This window comes from Streptomyces panaciradicis (genome assembly GCF_023516615.1).
GTDB classification, from domain to species: domain Bacteria; phylum Actinomycetota; class Actinomycetes; order Streptomycetales; family Streptomycetaceae; genus Streptomyces; species Streptomyces panaciradicis.
This window is the reverse complement of the sequence record NZ_JAMGBF010000076.1, coordinates 40,544-56,743: the sequence shown is the minus strand read 5'-3', so window position 1 is coordinate 56,743 and position 16,200 is coordinate 40,544. Positions and strand designations below refer to the sequence as shown.

10 protein-coding genes are annotated in these 16,200 nt (G+C 68.2%); 2 read left to right on the top strand and 8 right to left on the bottom strand.

Annotation, left to right across the window (positions count from 1 at the left end):
• From dxs to ngcE, 8 genes are all read right to left on the bottom strand, one after another.
• On the bottom strand, window positions 1-1,384 hold a 1,384-nt coding region (gene dxs, locus M8J74_RS24530), incomplete at its 3' end, for a 1-deoxy-D-xylulose-5-phosphate synthase (RefSeq protein ID WP_249838523.1).
• Window positions 1,385-1,576: 192 nt separating this feature from the next.
• On the bottom strand, window positions 1,577-2,893 hold the full coding sequence (locus M8J74_RS24525) for a sugar ABC transporter permease (protein ID WP_249838522.1): 1,317 nt from the start codon (window positions 2,891-2,893) through the stop codon (window positions 1,577-1,579).
• Window positions 2,890-3,681 (bottom strand): ATP-binding cassette domain-containing protein, encoded by a 792-nt coding sequence (locus M8J74_RS24520; RefSeq protein WP_079077881.1) that lies wholly within the window; start codon window positions 3,679-3,681, stop codon window positions 2,890-2,892. The genes M8J74_RS24525 and M8J74_RS24520 overlap by 4 nt, the downstream gene beginning before the upstream one ends.
• Before the next feature lie 301 nt (window positions 3,682-3,982).
• Window positions 3,983-5,077: a sugar ABC transporter substrate-binding protein gene (locus tag M8J74_RS24515; protein ID WP_249838521.1), complete on the bottom strand. Its 1,095-nt coding sequence runs from the start codon at window positions 5,075-5,077 to the stop codon at window positions 3,983-3,985.
• A gap of 133 nt (window positions 5,078-5,210) precedes the next feature.
• The gene (locus M8J74_RS24510; protein ID WP_249838520.1) at window positions 5,211-6,410 is read right to left on the bottom strand and encodes an ROK family transcriptional regulator; all 1,200 of its coding nucleotides are present in this window, start codon (window positions 6,408-6,410) and stop codon (window positions 5,211-5,213) included.
• 194 nt (window positions 6,411-6,604) lie between these two features.
• Entirely contained in the window at window positions 6,605-7,528 is a 924-nt protein-coding gene (locus tag M8J74_RS24505) for a carbohydrate ABC transporter permease (RefSeq protein WP_249838519.1), read from the bottom strand.
• Window positions 7,529-7,543: 15 nt separating this feature from the next.
• Window positions 7,544-8,479 carry a carbohydrate ABC transporter permease gene (locus tag M8J74_RS24500; protein ID WP_249838518.1) on the bottom strand — a complete coding sequence of 312 codons (936 nt, stop codon included), beginning with the start codon at window positions 8,477-8,479 and terminating at the stop codon, window positions 7,544-7,546.
• A gap of 121 nt (window positions 8,480-8,600) precedes the next feature.
• A complete protein-coding gene (gene ngcE, locus M8J74_RS24495) occupies window positions 8,601-10,055 on the bottom strand; it encodes an N-acetylglucosamine/diacetylchitobiose ABC transporter substrate-binding protein (RefSeq protein ID WP_249838517.1) in 1,455 nt (484 codons plus the stop codon).
• Window positions 10,056-10,431: 376 nt separating this feature from the next.
• On the opposite strand from ngcE, the gene M8J74_RS24490 reads away from it, so the two are divergent.
• On the top strand, window positions 10,432-14,235 hold the full coding sequence (locus M8J74_RS24490; protein WP_249838516.1) for a GH92 family glycosyl hydrolase: 3,804 nt from the start codon (window positions 10,432-10,434) through the stop codon (window positions 14,233-14,235).
• Between the two features lie 20 nt (window positions 14,236-14,255).
• On the top strand, window positions 14,256-16,199 hold the full coding sequence (locus M8J74_RS24485) for an alpha-glucuronidase (RefSeq protein WP_249838515.1): 1,944 nt from the start codon (window positions 14,256-14,258) through the stop codon (window positions 16,197-16,199).
• The last annotated feature ends 1 nt before the right edge of the window (window position 16,200 follow it).

Sequence of the window (16,200 nt, the reverse complement as noted above, 5' to 3'; positions counted from 1 at the left end):
CCACGGCCTCGCGGAGCTGGGCGCGGACCTGGTCGGCGTCGCGCGGGGCGGCGAGCCTGAGGCCCGGCACCACCTGGAGGATCGACATGTCCCACATGCCGTTGTGGGAGGCGCCGTCGGTGCCGGTGACGCCCGCCCGGTCGAGTACGAACGTGACGCCGCACTTGTGCAGGGCGACGTCCATCAGCACCTGGTCGAAGGCGCGGTTGAGGAAGGTGGCGTAGACGGCGAAGACGGGGTGCAGACCGCCGTGCGCGAGGCCGGCGGCGGAGACGGCGCCGTGCTGCTCGGCGATGCCGACGTCGTAGATCCGGTCCGGGAAGGTGTCCGCGAACTTCTTCAGGCCGACCGGCTGGAGCATCGCCGCGGTGATCGCCACGATGTCCTCGCGCTCCTTGCCGAGCTCGACCATCTCGTCACCGAAGACGGAGGTCCAGTCGGCGCCGGAGGCCTTGATCGGCAGGCCGGTGTCGGGGTGGATGGGGCCGATGCCGTGGAAGCGGTCGGCCTCGTCCTGGAGGGCGGGCTGGTAGCCGCGGCCCTTCTCGGTGAGGCAGTGGACGATGACGGGGCCGCCGAACCGCTTGGCGCGGGCCAGGGCGGACTCCAGGGCCTCGATGTCGTGGCCGTCGATGGGGCCGACGTACTTCAGGCCCAGGTCCTCGAACATGCCCTGGGGGGCGATGAAGTCCTTCAGGCCCTTCTTGGCGCCGTGCAGGGTCTCGTACAGCGGCTTGCCGACGACCGGGGTGCGGTCGAGGATGTCCTTCGTCCGGGCGAGGAAGCGCTCGTAGCCGTCGGTCGTGCGCAGGGTCGCCAGGTGGTTGGCGAGGCCGCCGATGGTCGGGGCGTAGGAGCGCTCGTTGTCGTTGACGACGATGACGAGCGGGCGGTCCTTGGCCTCGGCGATGTTGTTCAGCGCCTCCCAGGCCATGCCGCCGGTGAGCGCGCCGTCACCGATGACCGCGACCACGTGGTCGTCGCGCCTGAGCACCTGGTTGGCCTTCGCGAGGCCGTCGGCCCAGCCCAGCACGGTGGAGGCGTGGCTGTTCTCGATGACGTCGTGCTCGGACTCGGCCTGCGAGGGGTAGCCGGACAGGCCGCCCTTCATCTTCAGCCGGCTGAAGTCCTGGCGGCCGGTGAGCAGCTTGTGCACGTAGGACTGGTGGCCGGTGTCCCACAGCACCTTGTCCTTGGGCGAGTCGAAGACGCGGTGCAGGGCGATGGTGAGCTCGACGACGCCCAGGTTGGGGCCGAGGTGGCCGCCGGTCTTGGAGACGGCGTCGACGAGGAAGGTCCGGATCTCCTCTGCCAGCTGGTCCAGCTCCTCCAGGCTGAGCCGGTCCAGATCGCGCGGTCCCCTGATGCGGGTCAGCAGCGGCACCCGTGCCTCCTTGCAGTAAAAGCTGATCGAGCTGTTGCCGGGCTTGTCGAGTCTAATGTTCCGCCTTTGCGGACGACGCCCGGGCGGTGCGTCGTAGGTCACGCGTTCGGCTCTACCCACGATCGCACTTTCCTACGACATGACTGTGCCCGGCACCGCCGTTGGTGCCGGGCACAGGTCTCGGGAGGGGTGTTACGCCCGGCCCGCCGCCTTCTGGCTCCTGCGGGAGACGGAGTCGATGACGACGGCGCCCAGCAGCACCGCACCGGTGATCATGTACTGGATGGACGTGTTCATGTTGAGCAGGTCCAGGCCGGTCTGGATGGACTGGATGACCAGCATGCCCAGGAGGGCGGACCAGACCGAGCCGCGGCCACCGAACAGCGAGGTACCACCGATGACGGCCGCCGCGATGGCGAGCATCAGGGTGTTGCCGCCACCGGCGCTCAGCGTGGCGCTCGCGGTCTGGCCGGCGAAGAACATACCGCCGATCGCCGCGAAGCCGCCGGAGATGGCGAACACGGTGATCCGGATCACCGGCACGTTGATACCGGCACGGCGGGCCGCCTCGATGCCGCCGCCGACCGCGAAGACCTTGCGGCCGTAGGTCGTACGGCGCAGCACGAAGTCCACGATCACCAGCGCGGCGAGGAAGATCACCAGCGCGTTGGAGACACCGGCGGCGTCGTTCAGCACGAACGCGGCCAGGAAGGACGCCACCGCGAGCACGCCGACGCGCAGCAGGATCTCGGCGGTCGGCCGGAACGGCACGCCCGCGGCCTTGCGGCGGCGCTGCTCACCGAAGTTGCCGACCAGTGCCAGCACGACCCCGAGGCCGGCCAGCAGGTAGGCGCCGATGATGGCCTGGTCCATGAAGAACGAGCTCTGGCCGAGCAGGTGGACCGGGCCGGTGTCGGACGGGATGTTGATGGTGCCGCTGGAGCCCAGCAGCCACAGCATCAGGCCGTTCCAGCCGAGGAAGCCGGCCAGAGTGACCACGAACGCGGGCACGCCGATCTTGGCGAAGAACCAGCCCTGCAGCCCGCCGATGCCGATACCGACGAGGACCGCCAGGACCAGCGCCAGCCAGGCGTTCAGGCCGTGCTGGACCACGAACACGGCGAACACGGTCGAGGCCAGGCCGCTGACCGAACCGACCGACAGGTCGATCTCGCCGAGCAGCAGGACGAACACCAGGCCGATGGCCAGCATGCCGGTGGCCGACATGTAGTAGCTGATGTTCGAGACGTTGTCGGCGCTGAGGAACCGGCTGTTCTGGAACTGGAAGATCGTCCAGATGATGATCAGGCCGATCACCACCGGGAGCGAGCCCAGCTCACCGCCCTTGACCTTGCGGGTGAACTCGGTCCAGTAGCCCTTGAGGCCCTCTTCGCGGATCAGCAGACGCGGGTCGACGACGGAGATCGGGGCCGCGGTGGGGTCGTCCGCGGGCGCGACGGTGTCCTGCGCCTCGGGGTCCACCTTGGAAACCTTGGATGTGTCGCTCACTGGGTCGCCTCCGCGCCGCGCCGCCCCGCACGACGGGTCACGGCGTTGTCCGTGGCACCGGTGATCGCGGAGATGATTTCTTCCTGACTGGTGTCCTTCACCGAGAAGGAACCGTTGTTCCTGCCCAGCCGCAGTACGGCGACGGTGTCGGCGACCGCCTTGACGTCCGCCATGTTGTGGCTGATGAGGATGACGGCGAGGTTCTGCTCGCGCAGCCGCTCGACAAGGTCGAGGACCTGGGCGGTCTGCTCGACGCCGAGGGCGGCGGTGGGCTCGTCGAGGATGACGACCTTCGGCTCGCCGATCAGGGCGCGCGCGATGGCGACGACCTGGCGCTGACCACCGGAGAGGCTCGCGATCGGGATGCGAACGCTCGGGATGCGGATGGAGAGCGTGCTCAGCAGCTCGCGGGCCTTCTTCTCCATCGTGACCTCGTCGATGACGCCGCGGTGCAGCAGCTCGCGTCCGAGGTAGAGGTTGCCGACCACGTCGAGGTTGTCGCACAGCGCGAGGTCCTGGTAGACCGTCGCGACGCCGAGTCCCTGGGCGTCGTGCGGCTTGTTGATGCTGACCGGCTTGCCCTCCCACTCGATGACGCCCTCATCGATGGGGTGGACTCCGGCGATCGTCTTGACGAGCGTCGACTTTCCGGCGCCGTTGTCGCCGACCAGGGCGACCACTTCGCCGGCGTGGACCTCCAGTTCGACATCGGTGAGTGCCTGCACCGCACCGAATCGCTTGGAGACTCCGCGCAACGCCAGCACGGGCGTAGCGGACACGTGAACCATCTCCTTCGCCGCCTGACCGGCGGGGATGCCGCGCTTGAGGTAGGGCGCGGAGGGGTGTGCCGTAAGCACTGATTTACAAGGGGGTGTGCCGTTGGCACTGATTTACAAGTCGAACATGCGCGCGGTCCGTGCCTCTTGGCAACGGTTGCGTCCACCATGCTTCCGTCCGGCACCCGCCCCGCAGCGGGGTATGAAGGCGGCGCGGGTGCCGGACAGGTTCGGTGCCTGCCGTCGGGGCGCGTTCCGTTCAGGACCGCGCCCCGGGGCTCGGGTCCGTCCGCCGGACGGGCCCGGGCGGCTCTTACTGCAGGCCGGCCTTCTTGCACGCGGCGGCAAAGTCGGCGGTGCAGATCTGCGAGACGGTGTAGAGACCGTCCTTGACGACCGTGTCCTTGATGTTCTTGACGGTCACCGAGACCGGGGTCAGCAGCTTGGCCTGGACCTTGTCGCCCGAGCCGCTGGTGACCGTGGTGTCGGCCAGGGACTTGATGTCCTTGCCCTGCAGCAGGTTGACCGCGAGCTCGGCGGCGGTGTCGGCCTCCGGCTTGTAGGCCTTGTAGACCGTGGAGGACTGCGTGCCGGCGACGATGCGCTGGATGCCCGCGAGCTCGGCGTCCTGACCCGTCAGCGGGATGCCGCTGATGCCGGCGCCCTTGAGGGTGTTGGCGATGCCACCGGCCATGCCGTCGTTGGCGGCGTAGACGCCGGCGATGTTCTTGGCGCCGAGCTGGGTGATGGCGGCGGACATCTTCTGCGCGGCGACGGTGTCCTTCCACAGACCCGACTGCTCGTAGGCGATGTTCACCTTGCCGTCGAGGGCCTCGTGCGCGCCCTTCTTGAACTGACCGGCGTTCGGGTCGGCGTCGTCACCGTTGATCATGACGATCTTCGAGGACTTCTTCGCCTTGGAGCCGAGGGCGTCCAGCAGGGCCTGGCCCTGGAGCTGGCCGACCTTGACGTTGTCGAAGGAGACGTACGCGGAGACCGGACCCTGGGCCAGACGGTCGTACGCGACGACCTTGACGCCCTTGTCCACCGCGGACTGGATGGAGGACTTGATGGCGGCGGAGTCCTGGGCGGAGACCACGATGACCTTGACGCCCTTGGTGACCATGCTGCTCATCTGCTGAGCCTGCTTGGCCGGGTCGGCGGCGGCGTTGGCGTAGGAGACGGTGCAGTCGCCGCACAGCTCCTTGACCTTGGCCTCGAAGTACGGCTTGTCGAACTTCTCGTACCGCGCGGTGACGTTGTCGGGCAGGAGCAGGCCGATCGACTTGCCGCCGCCGCCCGAGCTCGAGCTGCTGTTGTCGCTGCTCTTCTTGTCACCGGCCTTGCCACAGGCGGCGACCGAGACGGCGAGAGCCGAGATCGCTACGGTCACGGCTGCACGACGCATGAGCGTGTTCACTTGAGAAACCTCCCTGACGAGGCCGCGTCGTTGCGGCCGAGGTGGCTGGAAGTCAACTCGGCCGCACGTGCGACGTCAAGAAGTAAATACTTAACGAGATGGCAACGACGTCCTGCGTTCTCTAAGTGAAGGCAGGCGTGGTCGCGTGCAGCGTGCTGTCCAAAAGGGTCGAATCACCCATCTCGCTGAGGGCGAGGGCGAGCGCTCCGAGCACCTCCGCCCGACCTCCAAGTGCCCCTGGAAGCACGGACAGTTGGCGTGCCGCACTGGGGATCGCATAGCGGCCGACGGACTCCCTGATCGGCCCGAGCACCAGCTCACCGGCCTCGGCGAGATCACCACCGAGGACCACCCTGCTCGGGTTCAACAGATTGCAGAGATTGGCGACTCCAGAGCCGATGTGACGGCCGACGTCGGCGATCACCCGACGGCAGCCCGGGTCTCCGTCCCTGGCCAGCCGCACGACGCCTTCCATCGTCAGATCGGTGCCGTGACTGGACTGGAGCAGCGGCAGCACATAGCGCGCGGCAGCGAAGGTCTCCAGGCAGCCGCGGTTTCCACAGCGGCAGACGGGGCCGGATTCATCAAGAGTAATATGACCGATTTCTCCCGCTGTGCCACCTGGGCCGCGGTAGATCTTGCCGTTGATCACCAGACCGGCGCCGACACCGCTGGCGACCTTGATGTAGGCGAGGTCGCGCACACCCCTGCCGCTGCCCCAGACCAGCTCACCGAGGGCGCCGAGGTTGGCGTCGTTGTCCACGTGCACGGGCACGCCGAGCCGCCCCCGCAGCTCCTCGGCGGGCTTCGTGCCGGTCCAGCCCGGCAGGATGGCGGTGGAGCCGAGGGTGCCGGACTCCACGTCGATCGGGCCGGGCACGCCGAGGCCCACTCCGGCGATCTTCGACCGGTCCACGCCCGTTGCGCTGATCAGGCGATTGACCAGCTCCTCCGCCCGGTCGAAGCCCTGTGTCGAGGACGCGTCCACGTCCAGCGGCTCGGACTCCTCCGCCAGCACCTGATGGGCGAGGTTGCCGACCGCCACGCGCAGATGCGTGTGCCCGAAGTCGACGCCGATGACGATGCCGGCGTCCCCGCTCAGGGAGACGCTGCGGGCCCTGCGGCCACCGGCCGAGGTGGGCGTGACCTCGACCGTTCCGCCGTCCTTGAGTTCACGGACGATGTTGGAGACCGTGGCGGCGGACAGCCCCGTGGTCCTCGCGATCTCCGCCTGCGTGAGGGACCCGGCCAGCCGGACGGCCCGGACGACCCGCTCCAGGTTGGCTCGGTGCAGTGACGACTGCGACCCCGGAGTCTCCACGACGACCTCCTGCGCGCGGGACCGCTTCGATGAGGCCCCGTCTATGTCCAACTAGTGAACTCTAAGCTGAGCCGTTCGGGTCGCCTCCCGTCAAGAGGTTGAACCGTTTCCGGGTACGTGGCCGCAGGCACATACACGTTCGCGCGCCATGCCCGAAATGCGGGAACGGCGCGCGATCGGGCGGTTTCGGAGCGCTACTTCAGCGTGGCCGACGTGAGGCCCGCCTGAACCTGGCGCTGGAAGGACAGGTACACCACGAGCATGGGGATCATGGCGATCGTGACGCCCGCGAAGAGCACGGGCAGATCGGAGGCGTACCCCTGCTGTTGCTGCAGCTGGATGAGCCCCTGGGTGAGCACGTAGCGCTCCGGGTCGCCGCCGCTCTGCGGCTGCATCAGGACCGTGGGCAGGATGAACTGGTTCCACTGGCCGAGCGTGTTGAAGATGCCGACGCTGATCAGGCCCGGCTTCGCCATCGGCAGCATCACCTGGAAGAAGGTCCGGGTGTGCGAGGCCCCGTCCAGGACCGCCGCCTCGAAGACGGCCGTGGGCAGGGTGCGGAAGAAGGCGTGCATGAAGAACACCGTGAAGGGCATCGAGTAGGCGATGTAGACCAGGATGAGCCCCTGGTAGGTGTTCAGCATGTCCAGCCGTTTGACCATGAAGAACAGCGGGACGAGGGCGAGGAAGACCGGGAACATCGCGCCGGCGACGAAGAAGTAGTAGAGCAGCCGGTTGCCCCAGAACTGGTACCGGGCCAGGACGTAGGCGGCCATGGAGCCGAACAGCATGGTCAGCGGCACCGAGAAGACCAGCACGATGACCGTGTTGAGGAAGTAGTCGCCGATGCCCTTGTTCCAGGCCCGGTGGAAGACGTCCAGGGACCAGTTGTGCGGCCAGCCGAAGGCGGAGCCGCCGATCTGGGCGTCGGTCTTGAAGGAGCTGATCACGAGCCACAGCAGCGGCAGCACGATCAGCAGGGCCCACAGGGCGAGGAAGCCGTGGGAGAAGACGTTCAGTACGACGCCCTCGCCGCGCTGCTCCTCGGGGCGGTCGGGCCGCGGGGCGACGGGCCGCGGGGCGGGGGCGGCGGGGGTTTCCTTGATGGGGGCGCTCATCGTCATGTCTCCCGCTCAGAACTCGATGCGCTCGCGGCGGGTGACGCGCAGCGTGAAGACGGACAGGACCAGGGTGAGCAGCAGCATGATCACGCCCATGGCGCAGGCGTAGCCGCTCTTGCCGTAGTAGAGGAAGTTGCGCATCATCACGGTCGCCATGACGTCGCTGTGGTGGTCGGGTCCGCCGCCGTAGGCGCCCATGTTCTGGGTCATCGAGGAGACCAGGACGAACATGTCCATCGCGATGATGCCGAGGTACACCCAGGCCGTCTGCACGGTGTCCCACAGCAGCGGCAGGGTGATGCGGAAGAACGACTGGTTGCGGTTGGCGCCGTCGATGAGGGCGGCCTCGTAGATGTCCTTCGGAATGGACTGCATGGCCGCCGAGAACAGCACCAGGTAGAAGCCGACGCCCTGCCAGATGACGGCGACCATCAGCGCCCACAGCACCACGTTCGGCTCATTGAGCCATTCGATGGGATTGTTGGGGTCGACGAGATGGATTTTGATCAGGAAGCCGTTGAGCAGGCCGCCGCCGTCACTGCGGTACACCGCGTTGAACAGCACGGCGAGAATGGCCAGCGACAGCACCTGCGGGAAGAAGTAGACCACCTTGTAGAACTTCGATCCGGCGACGCCCTGGACCCCGCCGGCCCTGCTGCGTCCGCCCGCGTTCAGCATGAAGGCGAAGAACAGGGCGAGCAGGATCGTGATCACCGGGATGAAGACCAGGAACTGCAGGTTGTGCCAGATGGCCGCCATGAAGACGTCGTCCTGGAACAACGCCTTGTAGTTGTCCAGCCCGACGAAATTGAAGGTCTGCGACTGCCCCTTCCAGTCCGTCAGCGAATAGCCGAACGTCTGGATGTACGGCCAGATCACGAAGACCACGTAGAGCAACACGGGAATGAAGAGAAACCCCGCTACGAACCTGTACTGCCCTTTGCGCATACCTGCCCCTGACATTCCGGTCTGTGCGGCGCCCCGAAAAGGGGCGCGGGGAACTGCGCGACAAGCCACGGACGATCCGCGGCCACCCTACGACGCGCAGTCCCCACGGCGTCCCCCTGAACTACTCGTGCCGGTTCTTCTTGGAGGCCGGGTCCTTCGCCTGCTTGTCGACGGCCGCCTGACAGCGCTTCAGCCATTCCTTCGGCTGGATGCGCTTGGCCATGAGCTCGTTGGAGGCGTTCTGGATGGCGGTGTCCATCTCGCTGTACCAGTCCGGGTACAGGTAGCGGAAGGTGTTGTCACCGGCCGCCTTCGACGCCTCGACCGTGGACTGCGTGCCGGGCCGCAGCTTCACGCTCGCGTCGACGCCGTCCTTGAGGATGGTGAGCGAGTTGGCCTCCTTGGCGAAGAGCGTCGACCACTCCTTGGAGAGCATGTGGCGCATGAACTCCTTGGCGCCGGGGAGGTTCTTGGCCTTGGCGGGGATGATGAAGGGCTCGCCGGAGCCGGCCCGGATCGCCTCGAAGGGCATCTTGCTGCCGGGCAGCAGGGGCATCGGCAGGAACTTCATGTCGAAGTCGGCCGGCGTCTGCTTCAGCTGCTCGTTCTCCAGCCAGGAGCCGCAGGTGATGAAGGCGGCCTTGTACTGGTTCCAGCGGGTCTGCGACTCGGTGTGGGTCAGGCCGTTGGTGCCCGGCATCAGCAGGCCCTTCTCCACGACCTCGTAGATCGCCTCGACGCCCGCCTGCGCCGCGTCGGAGCCGACGAACGCCTTCGGGTCGAGGTTGTCGATCGCCTTGACGGCGTCGAGGCCGCCCTTCTTGGCGATCATGTCCATGATGGCGACATTGATGTAGTACGGGTACTTGCCCTGGTGGGCGAGGCCCCCGATGCCGTCCTTCTTGGCCGCCTGGCAGACCTTGATGAAGTCGTCCCAGGTCTTGGGCGGCTCCCAGCCCTTGTCCTTGAAGAGCTTGCCGGAGTACCACAGGCCCCACACCGTGTAGATGTAGTTGAGGGCGACGACCTTGCCCTCCTGGATGCCCGGGTCGAGGGTGCCGGGGATGAGCATGTCCCGGACCTTCTTGCCCGGGTCGTCCACCGACGGCGCGTCGAGGACCGGGGCGAGGTCGAGGAGCTGGCCGTTCTTGTACAGGACGTCGACCTTGATCTGCTGGGCGCCGGAGTCGTCGACGATGTCCGGCGGGTTCCCGGCGTTGAAGCGGGGCTGGAGCTTGCCGGTGATCTCCTGGGTGCCGGTGTGGGTGGAGGTGATGCCGGGGTCCTTGGCGAAGTCCGCCTCCCAGGCCTTGGCGTAGTCGTCGCCGTAACCGCCCTTGAAGATGACGACGTCGAGCTTGGTGCCCTTCTTGGCGCCGAAGGGATTGGACTTGGACGTCTTGCCCTGGTCATTGCCGCTCGAGTTGTCGTCGCTCCCGCCGCCGCTCGCGCATGCGGACAGAAAGCCCATGGCCGGTACGGAGATCAGTCCGAGTGCGGCCGAACGCCTGATCAGATCGCGGCGGCCGACGCCCGCGGTGCCGTTGTTCTCGTTCTCGCCGGAAGTGGATCCCATGCTCAAGTCCTCGCCTTCTCCAGGACTCAGGCGGTGAACCGGATCCTCCCCGGCACCGCGGTCAGGTCAAGCAGGGTCGTGCAGGAAGTGCGGACAGCAAAGTACGGATCGTGTGAATCGCCGACAGGTATAGTCCACTTCCCGCCAACGGAGCAAGATCGAATGCAAGGTTGGCCATGGGTCTTTTCCGAGTTGAGACCTCGCGGAAATATGAGCGCCCTGTGCGCCGCATGCCGGAAAAGTCCGCGACATAAGCCCCGAATGCCGCAGGCAACACCCTTGACATCACTGGCCACTTGACCCACTACTGGTCCTTGCGCGTCGAAGTTGACAACGTTGTCCAGTGCGTGCCACAAGACAGGGAGGGTGCTGGCGTATGCGGCACAGAGCTCGGCACAGATACGGACCGGCGGTCGTGATCACGACCGCCTTTGTCATGGCGGTGGGCTCGCAGGGGGCGGCGGTCGCGCTGCCCGGCGCTCCTGCCAAGGCCGACCGGGAGTTCGCGTCGTCGTTCGAGACGGGCGATCCGGCCCCGGACTGGCTGAACACGGTCGACACCGGTGCGGACGGCGCCAAGCGGGCCTCGGGCGTCGACGGCGGCTACAGCAGCGGCATTCCGGGCAATGTCAACGACCATGTCACGGACGTCCGCGCGAGCGCCGAGAACACCGGCGGCGGCGAGGTGAAGGAGAACCTCGCCGACGGCGAGGCGGTCACCAAGTGGCTGACGTTCGAGCCGACCGGCTGGGCCGAGTTCGACCTCGACAAGCCCATGAAGATCGTGACGTACGCCCTCACCTCGGCCAACGACTACGACGAGCGCGACCCGCGGGACTGGACCCTGCAGGGCTCCACCGACGGCAAGGACTGGAAGACCCTCGACTCCCGCGCCGGCGAGACCTTCTCCGAACGGTTCCAGACGAAGTCCTACGACCTCGCGGAGCCGGCCGAGTACCAGCACTACCGGCTGGACATCACCAGGAACAACGGCGCCGACATCCTGCAGCTCGCCGATCTGCAGCTGTCCACGGGCGGGGGCGGCGGCCCGGTGCCGCAGGACATGCTGTCGCTGGTCGACCACGGGCCCGCCGGTTCACCCACGGCCAAGGCGGCGGCCGGGTTCACCGGAAAGAGGGCCCTGCGTTACGCCGGCCGGCACACGGCCGACGGCCGGGCGTACTCGTACAACAAGGTCTTCGACGTGAACGTGGCCGTCGGCCGGGACACCGAGCTGTCGTACCGGATCTACCCGTCGATGGCGGACGGCGACCGGGACTACGACGCCACGAACGTGGCGGTGGACCTGGCGTTCACCGACGGCACCTACCTCAGCGACCTCGGCGCGACGGACCGGCACGGGTTCGCGCTCTCGCCGCGGGGGCAGGGCGCCGCGAAGGTGCTGTACGTCAACCAGTGGAACGACGTCGCCTCCCGGATCGGGTCGGTCGCGGCCGGCAAGACGGTCGACCGGATACTGGTGGCGTACGACTCCGCGAAGGGCCCGGCGAAGTTCCGGGGCTGGCTGGACGACATCGCGCTGCGTCAGGTGGCGCCCGGGAAGCCGAAGGCGCACCTCGCCGACTACGCCCTCACCACGCGCGGCACCAACTCCAGCGGCAGCTTCTCACGCGGCAACAACTTCCCCGCGACCGCGCTGCCGCACGGCTTCAACTTCTGGACGCCGGTGACCAACGCGTCCTCGCTGAGCTGGCTGTACGACTACGCGCGGGCCAACAACGACGACAACCTGCCGACGATCCAGGCGTTCAGCGCGAGCCACGAGCCGAGCCCGTGGATGGGCGACCGGCAGACCTTCCAGCTGATGCCGTCCGCGCAGCCGGGCACCCCGGACACCGGGCGGGAGGCGCGTGAGCTGGCGTTCCGGCACGAGAACGAGACCGCGCGGCCGTACTACTACGGGGTGCGGTTCGAGAACGGGCTGAAGGCCGAGATGGCCCCGACCGACCACGCGGCGGCGCTGCGCTTCACCTATCCCGGCGACGACGCGAGCGTGGTCTTCGACAACGTCACCGAGCAGGCCGGGCTGACGCTGGACAAGGACAACGGGATCGTCACCGGCTACTCGGACGTGAAGTCCGGGCTGTCGACGGGGGCGACCCGGTTGTTCGTCTACGGCGTGTTCGACAAGAAGGCGACCGACGGCTCCTCCAGCGGCGTCAAGGGCTACCTGCGCTTCGACGCCGGTGACGACCACACCGTGACCCTGCGCCTGGCCACCTCGCTCATCAGCATCGACCAGGCCAAGGACAACCTCCGCCAGGAGATCCCGGACGGCACCTCCTTCGACACGGTGAAGAACCGCGCCCGGCAGGTCTGGGACCGGCTGCTGGGCAAGGTGGAGGTCGAGGGGGCGACGCCGGACCAGCTGACCACGCTGTACTCCAGCATGTACCGGCTCTACCTGTACCCCAACTCCGGCTTCGAGAGGGTGGGTTCGAAGGACCAGTACGCCTCGCCGTTCTCGCCGATGCCCGGGCCGGACACCCCGACCCACACCGGCGCGAAGATCGTGGACGGCAAGGTGTACGTCAACAACGGCTTCTGGGACACCTACCGGACCACCTGGCCGGCGTACTCCTTCCTCACGCCCTCCCAGGCGGGCGAGATGGTCGACGGGTTCGTGCAGCAGTACAAGGACGGCGGCTGGACCTCCCGCTGGTCCTCGCCCGGCTACGCGGACCTGATGACCGGCACCTCCTCGGACGTGGCCTTCGCCGACGCGTACGTCAAGGGCGTGAAGTTCGACGCGAAGGCGGCGTACGACGCGGCCGTGAAGAACGCCACCGTGGTGCCCCCGGCCTCGGGCGTGGGCCGCAAGGGCATGGCGACCTCGCCGTTCCTCGGCTACACGAGCACCGACACGCACGAGGGCCTGTCGTGGGCGATGGAGGGCTACGTCAACGACTACGGCATCGCGCGGATGGGCCGGGCCCTGTACGAGAAGACGGGCGAGAAGCACTACCAGGAGGAGTCGCAGTACTTCCTCAACCGCGCCCAGGACTACGTGAACCTCTTCGACTCCAAGGCCGGGTTCTTCCAGGGCAGGGACGCCAAGGGCGACTGGCGCGTGGACTCCGCGAAGTACGACCCGCGCGTGTGGGGTTACGACTACACGGAGACCAACGGCTGGGGCTACGCCTTCACCGCCCCGCAGGACAGCCGGGGCCTGGCCAACCTCTACGGCGGCCGCGGCAAGCTCGCGGACAAGCTCGACGCGTACTTCTCCACCCCGGAGACGGCCGCCCCCGAGTACGTCGGCTCCTACGGCGGCGTCATCCACGAGATGACCGAGGCGCGGGACGTCCGGATGGGCATGTACGGCCACTCCAACCAGGTCGCCCACCACGTCATCTACATGTACGACGCGGCCGGCCAGCCCTGGAAGGCGCAGCGGAACGTCCGCGAGGCGCTGTCGCGGCTGTACGTCGGCAGCGAGATCGGGCAGGGCTACCACGGCGACGAGGACAACGGCGAGCAGTCGGCCTGGTACCTGTTCTCCGCGCTCGGCTTCTACCCGCTGGTGATGGGCGGCGGCGAGTACGCCGTCGGCTCCCCGCTGTTCAAGAAGGCGACCGTCCATCTGGAGAACGGCCGGGACCTGGTCGTGAAGGCGCCGCGCAACAGCGTGGACAACGTCTACGTCCAGGGCCTGAAGGTCAACGGCCGTGCCTGGACGTCGACTTCGCTCCCCCACTCGCTGCTGGCCAAGGGCGGGACGCTGGAGTTCGCCATGGGCGCGAAGCCGTCGTCGTGGGGCACGGGCAAGAGCGCCGCTCCCGTGTCGATCACCCAGGACGACAAGGTGCCGGCGCCGCGGGCGGACGTGCTGAAGGGTGACGGCGCGCTGTTCGACAACACGTCGGCCACGGACGCCACCGTGACGAGCGTCGATCTGCCGGTCTCCGAACCGGTGAAGGGCGTCCAGTACACGGTGACCTCCTCCGCCGACCACACCAAGGCGCCGACCGGCTGGACCCTCCAGGCCTCGGACGACGGCGGCACCACCTGGAAGACGATCGACAAGCGGTCGGACGAACCCTTCCGCTGGGACCGGCAGACCCGCGCGTTCACCGTGGGAACCCCGGGTACGTACGGGAAGTACCGTCTGGTGTTCGACGGCCAGGCGACCGTCTCGGAGGTCGAACTGCTCGCCTGAGCAGTCGCGTTGGGGGTCTGATGCCGCTTCCCGTGCCCGTCCTGCCCGAGGGCGTCGATCCGGCCTGGCTGCCCGAGGAGGCGTTCCGGCCGGTCGGCGGCCGGCGGGTGCTGGTCCGGGGACCGGGCCCGCTGGTGGAGACGGTGCACGGGGAGGTGGCGGAGGCCTGCGCCCGCTTCGGCGGCGCTCTCGTGGAGGACGACCCCGAACTCGTCCTGGAGGCCACGGGCGACGACGGAAGCGAGGCGTTCACCCTCGGACGCCGTGACGGACGCACGACCGTCACGGCGTCCGGCGGCCGCGGGCTGCTGTACGGCTTCTTCCACGTCGTACGGCTCGGCCAGGCGGCGTTCCGCGGCGAGCGGCCGCCGGAGGAGCACCGGCCGGCGCCGGCGCTGCGGATGCTGGACCACTGGGACAACGTGGCCGTGCACCCGGTCATGGGCCAGGTGGAGCGGGGGTACGCGGGCGGGTCGCTGTTCTGGGCGGACGGCCGGGCGCGCGGGGAGTTCGAGCGGGTACGGGCGTACGGCAGGCTGCTGGCGTCCTGCGGGATCAACGCCGTGGCCGTGAACAACGTCAACGTGCACGCGACCGAGGCACGGCTGCTGACCGACCGGATCGGTGAAGTCGCCGACATCGCGGCCGCGTTGAGGCCGTACGGCATCCGGACGCATCTGTCGGTCACCTTCGCCGCGCCGATCGTGCTCGGCCGGCTGGACACGGCGGACCCCCTCGACGCGGGCGTGCGGGCGTGGTGGGCGGCGGCGACGGAGCGGGTGTACGAGGCGATCCCCGACTTCGGCGGATACGTCGTGAAGGCCGACAGCGAGGGGCAGCCGGGGCCGTTCGCCTACGGCCGCACGCACGCGGACGGCGCGACCATGCTGGCCGCGGCCCTCGCGCCGCACGGCGGCACGGTCCACTGGCGGGCCTTCGTCTACGACCACCGCCAGGACTGGCGGGACCGGACGACGGACCGGGCACGGGCCGCGTACGACCATTTCCTGCCGCTGGACGGGCGGTTCGCGGCGAACGCGGTGCTCCAGGTGAAGCACGGGCCGATGGACTTCCAGGTGCGGGAGCCGGTGTCGCCGCTGATCGGTGCGATGCCGCGCACCCGGCTCGCGGTGGAACTCCAGGCCACACAGGAGTACACCGGGCAGCAGCGCCATGTGTGCTGGCTGGGGCCGATGTGGAGCGAGGTGCTGCGGTTCGGCCCGGCGGCCGGGCGCGGGTTCGAGGAGCTGGTGGCCGTCTCCAACGTCGGCGACGATCCCTTCTGGACCGGGCATCCCCTCGCCCAGGCCAACCTGTACACGTTCGGACGGCTGGCCTGGCGGCCGGAGGCGGACCCGGGCGCGGTCCTGGACGAGTGGATCGCGCTCACGTTCGGCGCCGACGGCCCGGTGAAGGAGCTGCACGCGGTGCTGGACGGCTCATGGCGCACGTACGAGAAGTACACCGCGCCCCTCGGCGTGGGGTTCATGGTGCAGCCGGGGCATCATTACGGGCCGAGTGTCGACGGGTACGAGTACAGCCCGTGGGGCACCTACCACTTCGCCGACCGGGACGGGGTCGGCGTGGACCGCAGCACCGCCACCGGGACGGGGTTCGCGGGGCAGTACGCGGCGCCGTGGGCCGAGACGTACGAGTCGCCGGAGACCTGCCCCGACGAGCTGCTGCTGTTCTTCCACCACGTGCCCTACGGACATGTCCTGAAGAGCGGCAGGACCGTGATCCAGCACATCTACGACACGCACTTCGAGGGCGTGGCGCAGGTGGAGGCGGCGATGGCCGTGTGGGCCTCGCTGAAGGGCCGTGTGGCACCGGCCCGGCACGCGCGGGTGGCGGAGCGGTACGAGGAGCAGCTCCGCAGCGCCCGCGAGTGGCGGGACCAGGTCAACAGCTACTTCTTCCGCAAGTCCGGGGTGCCGGACGAGCGGGGGCGCACCATCTGGTGAA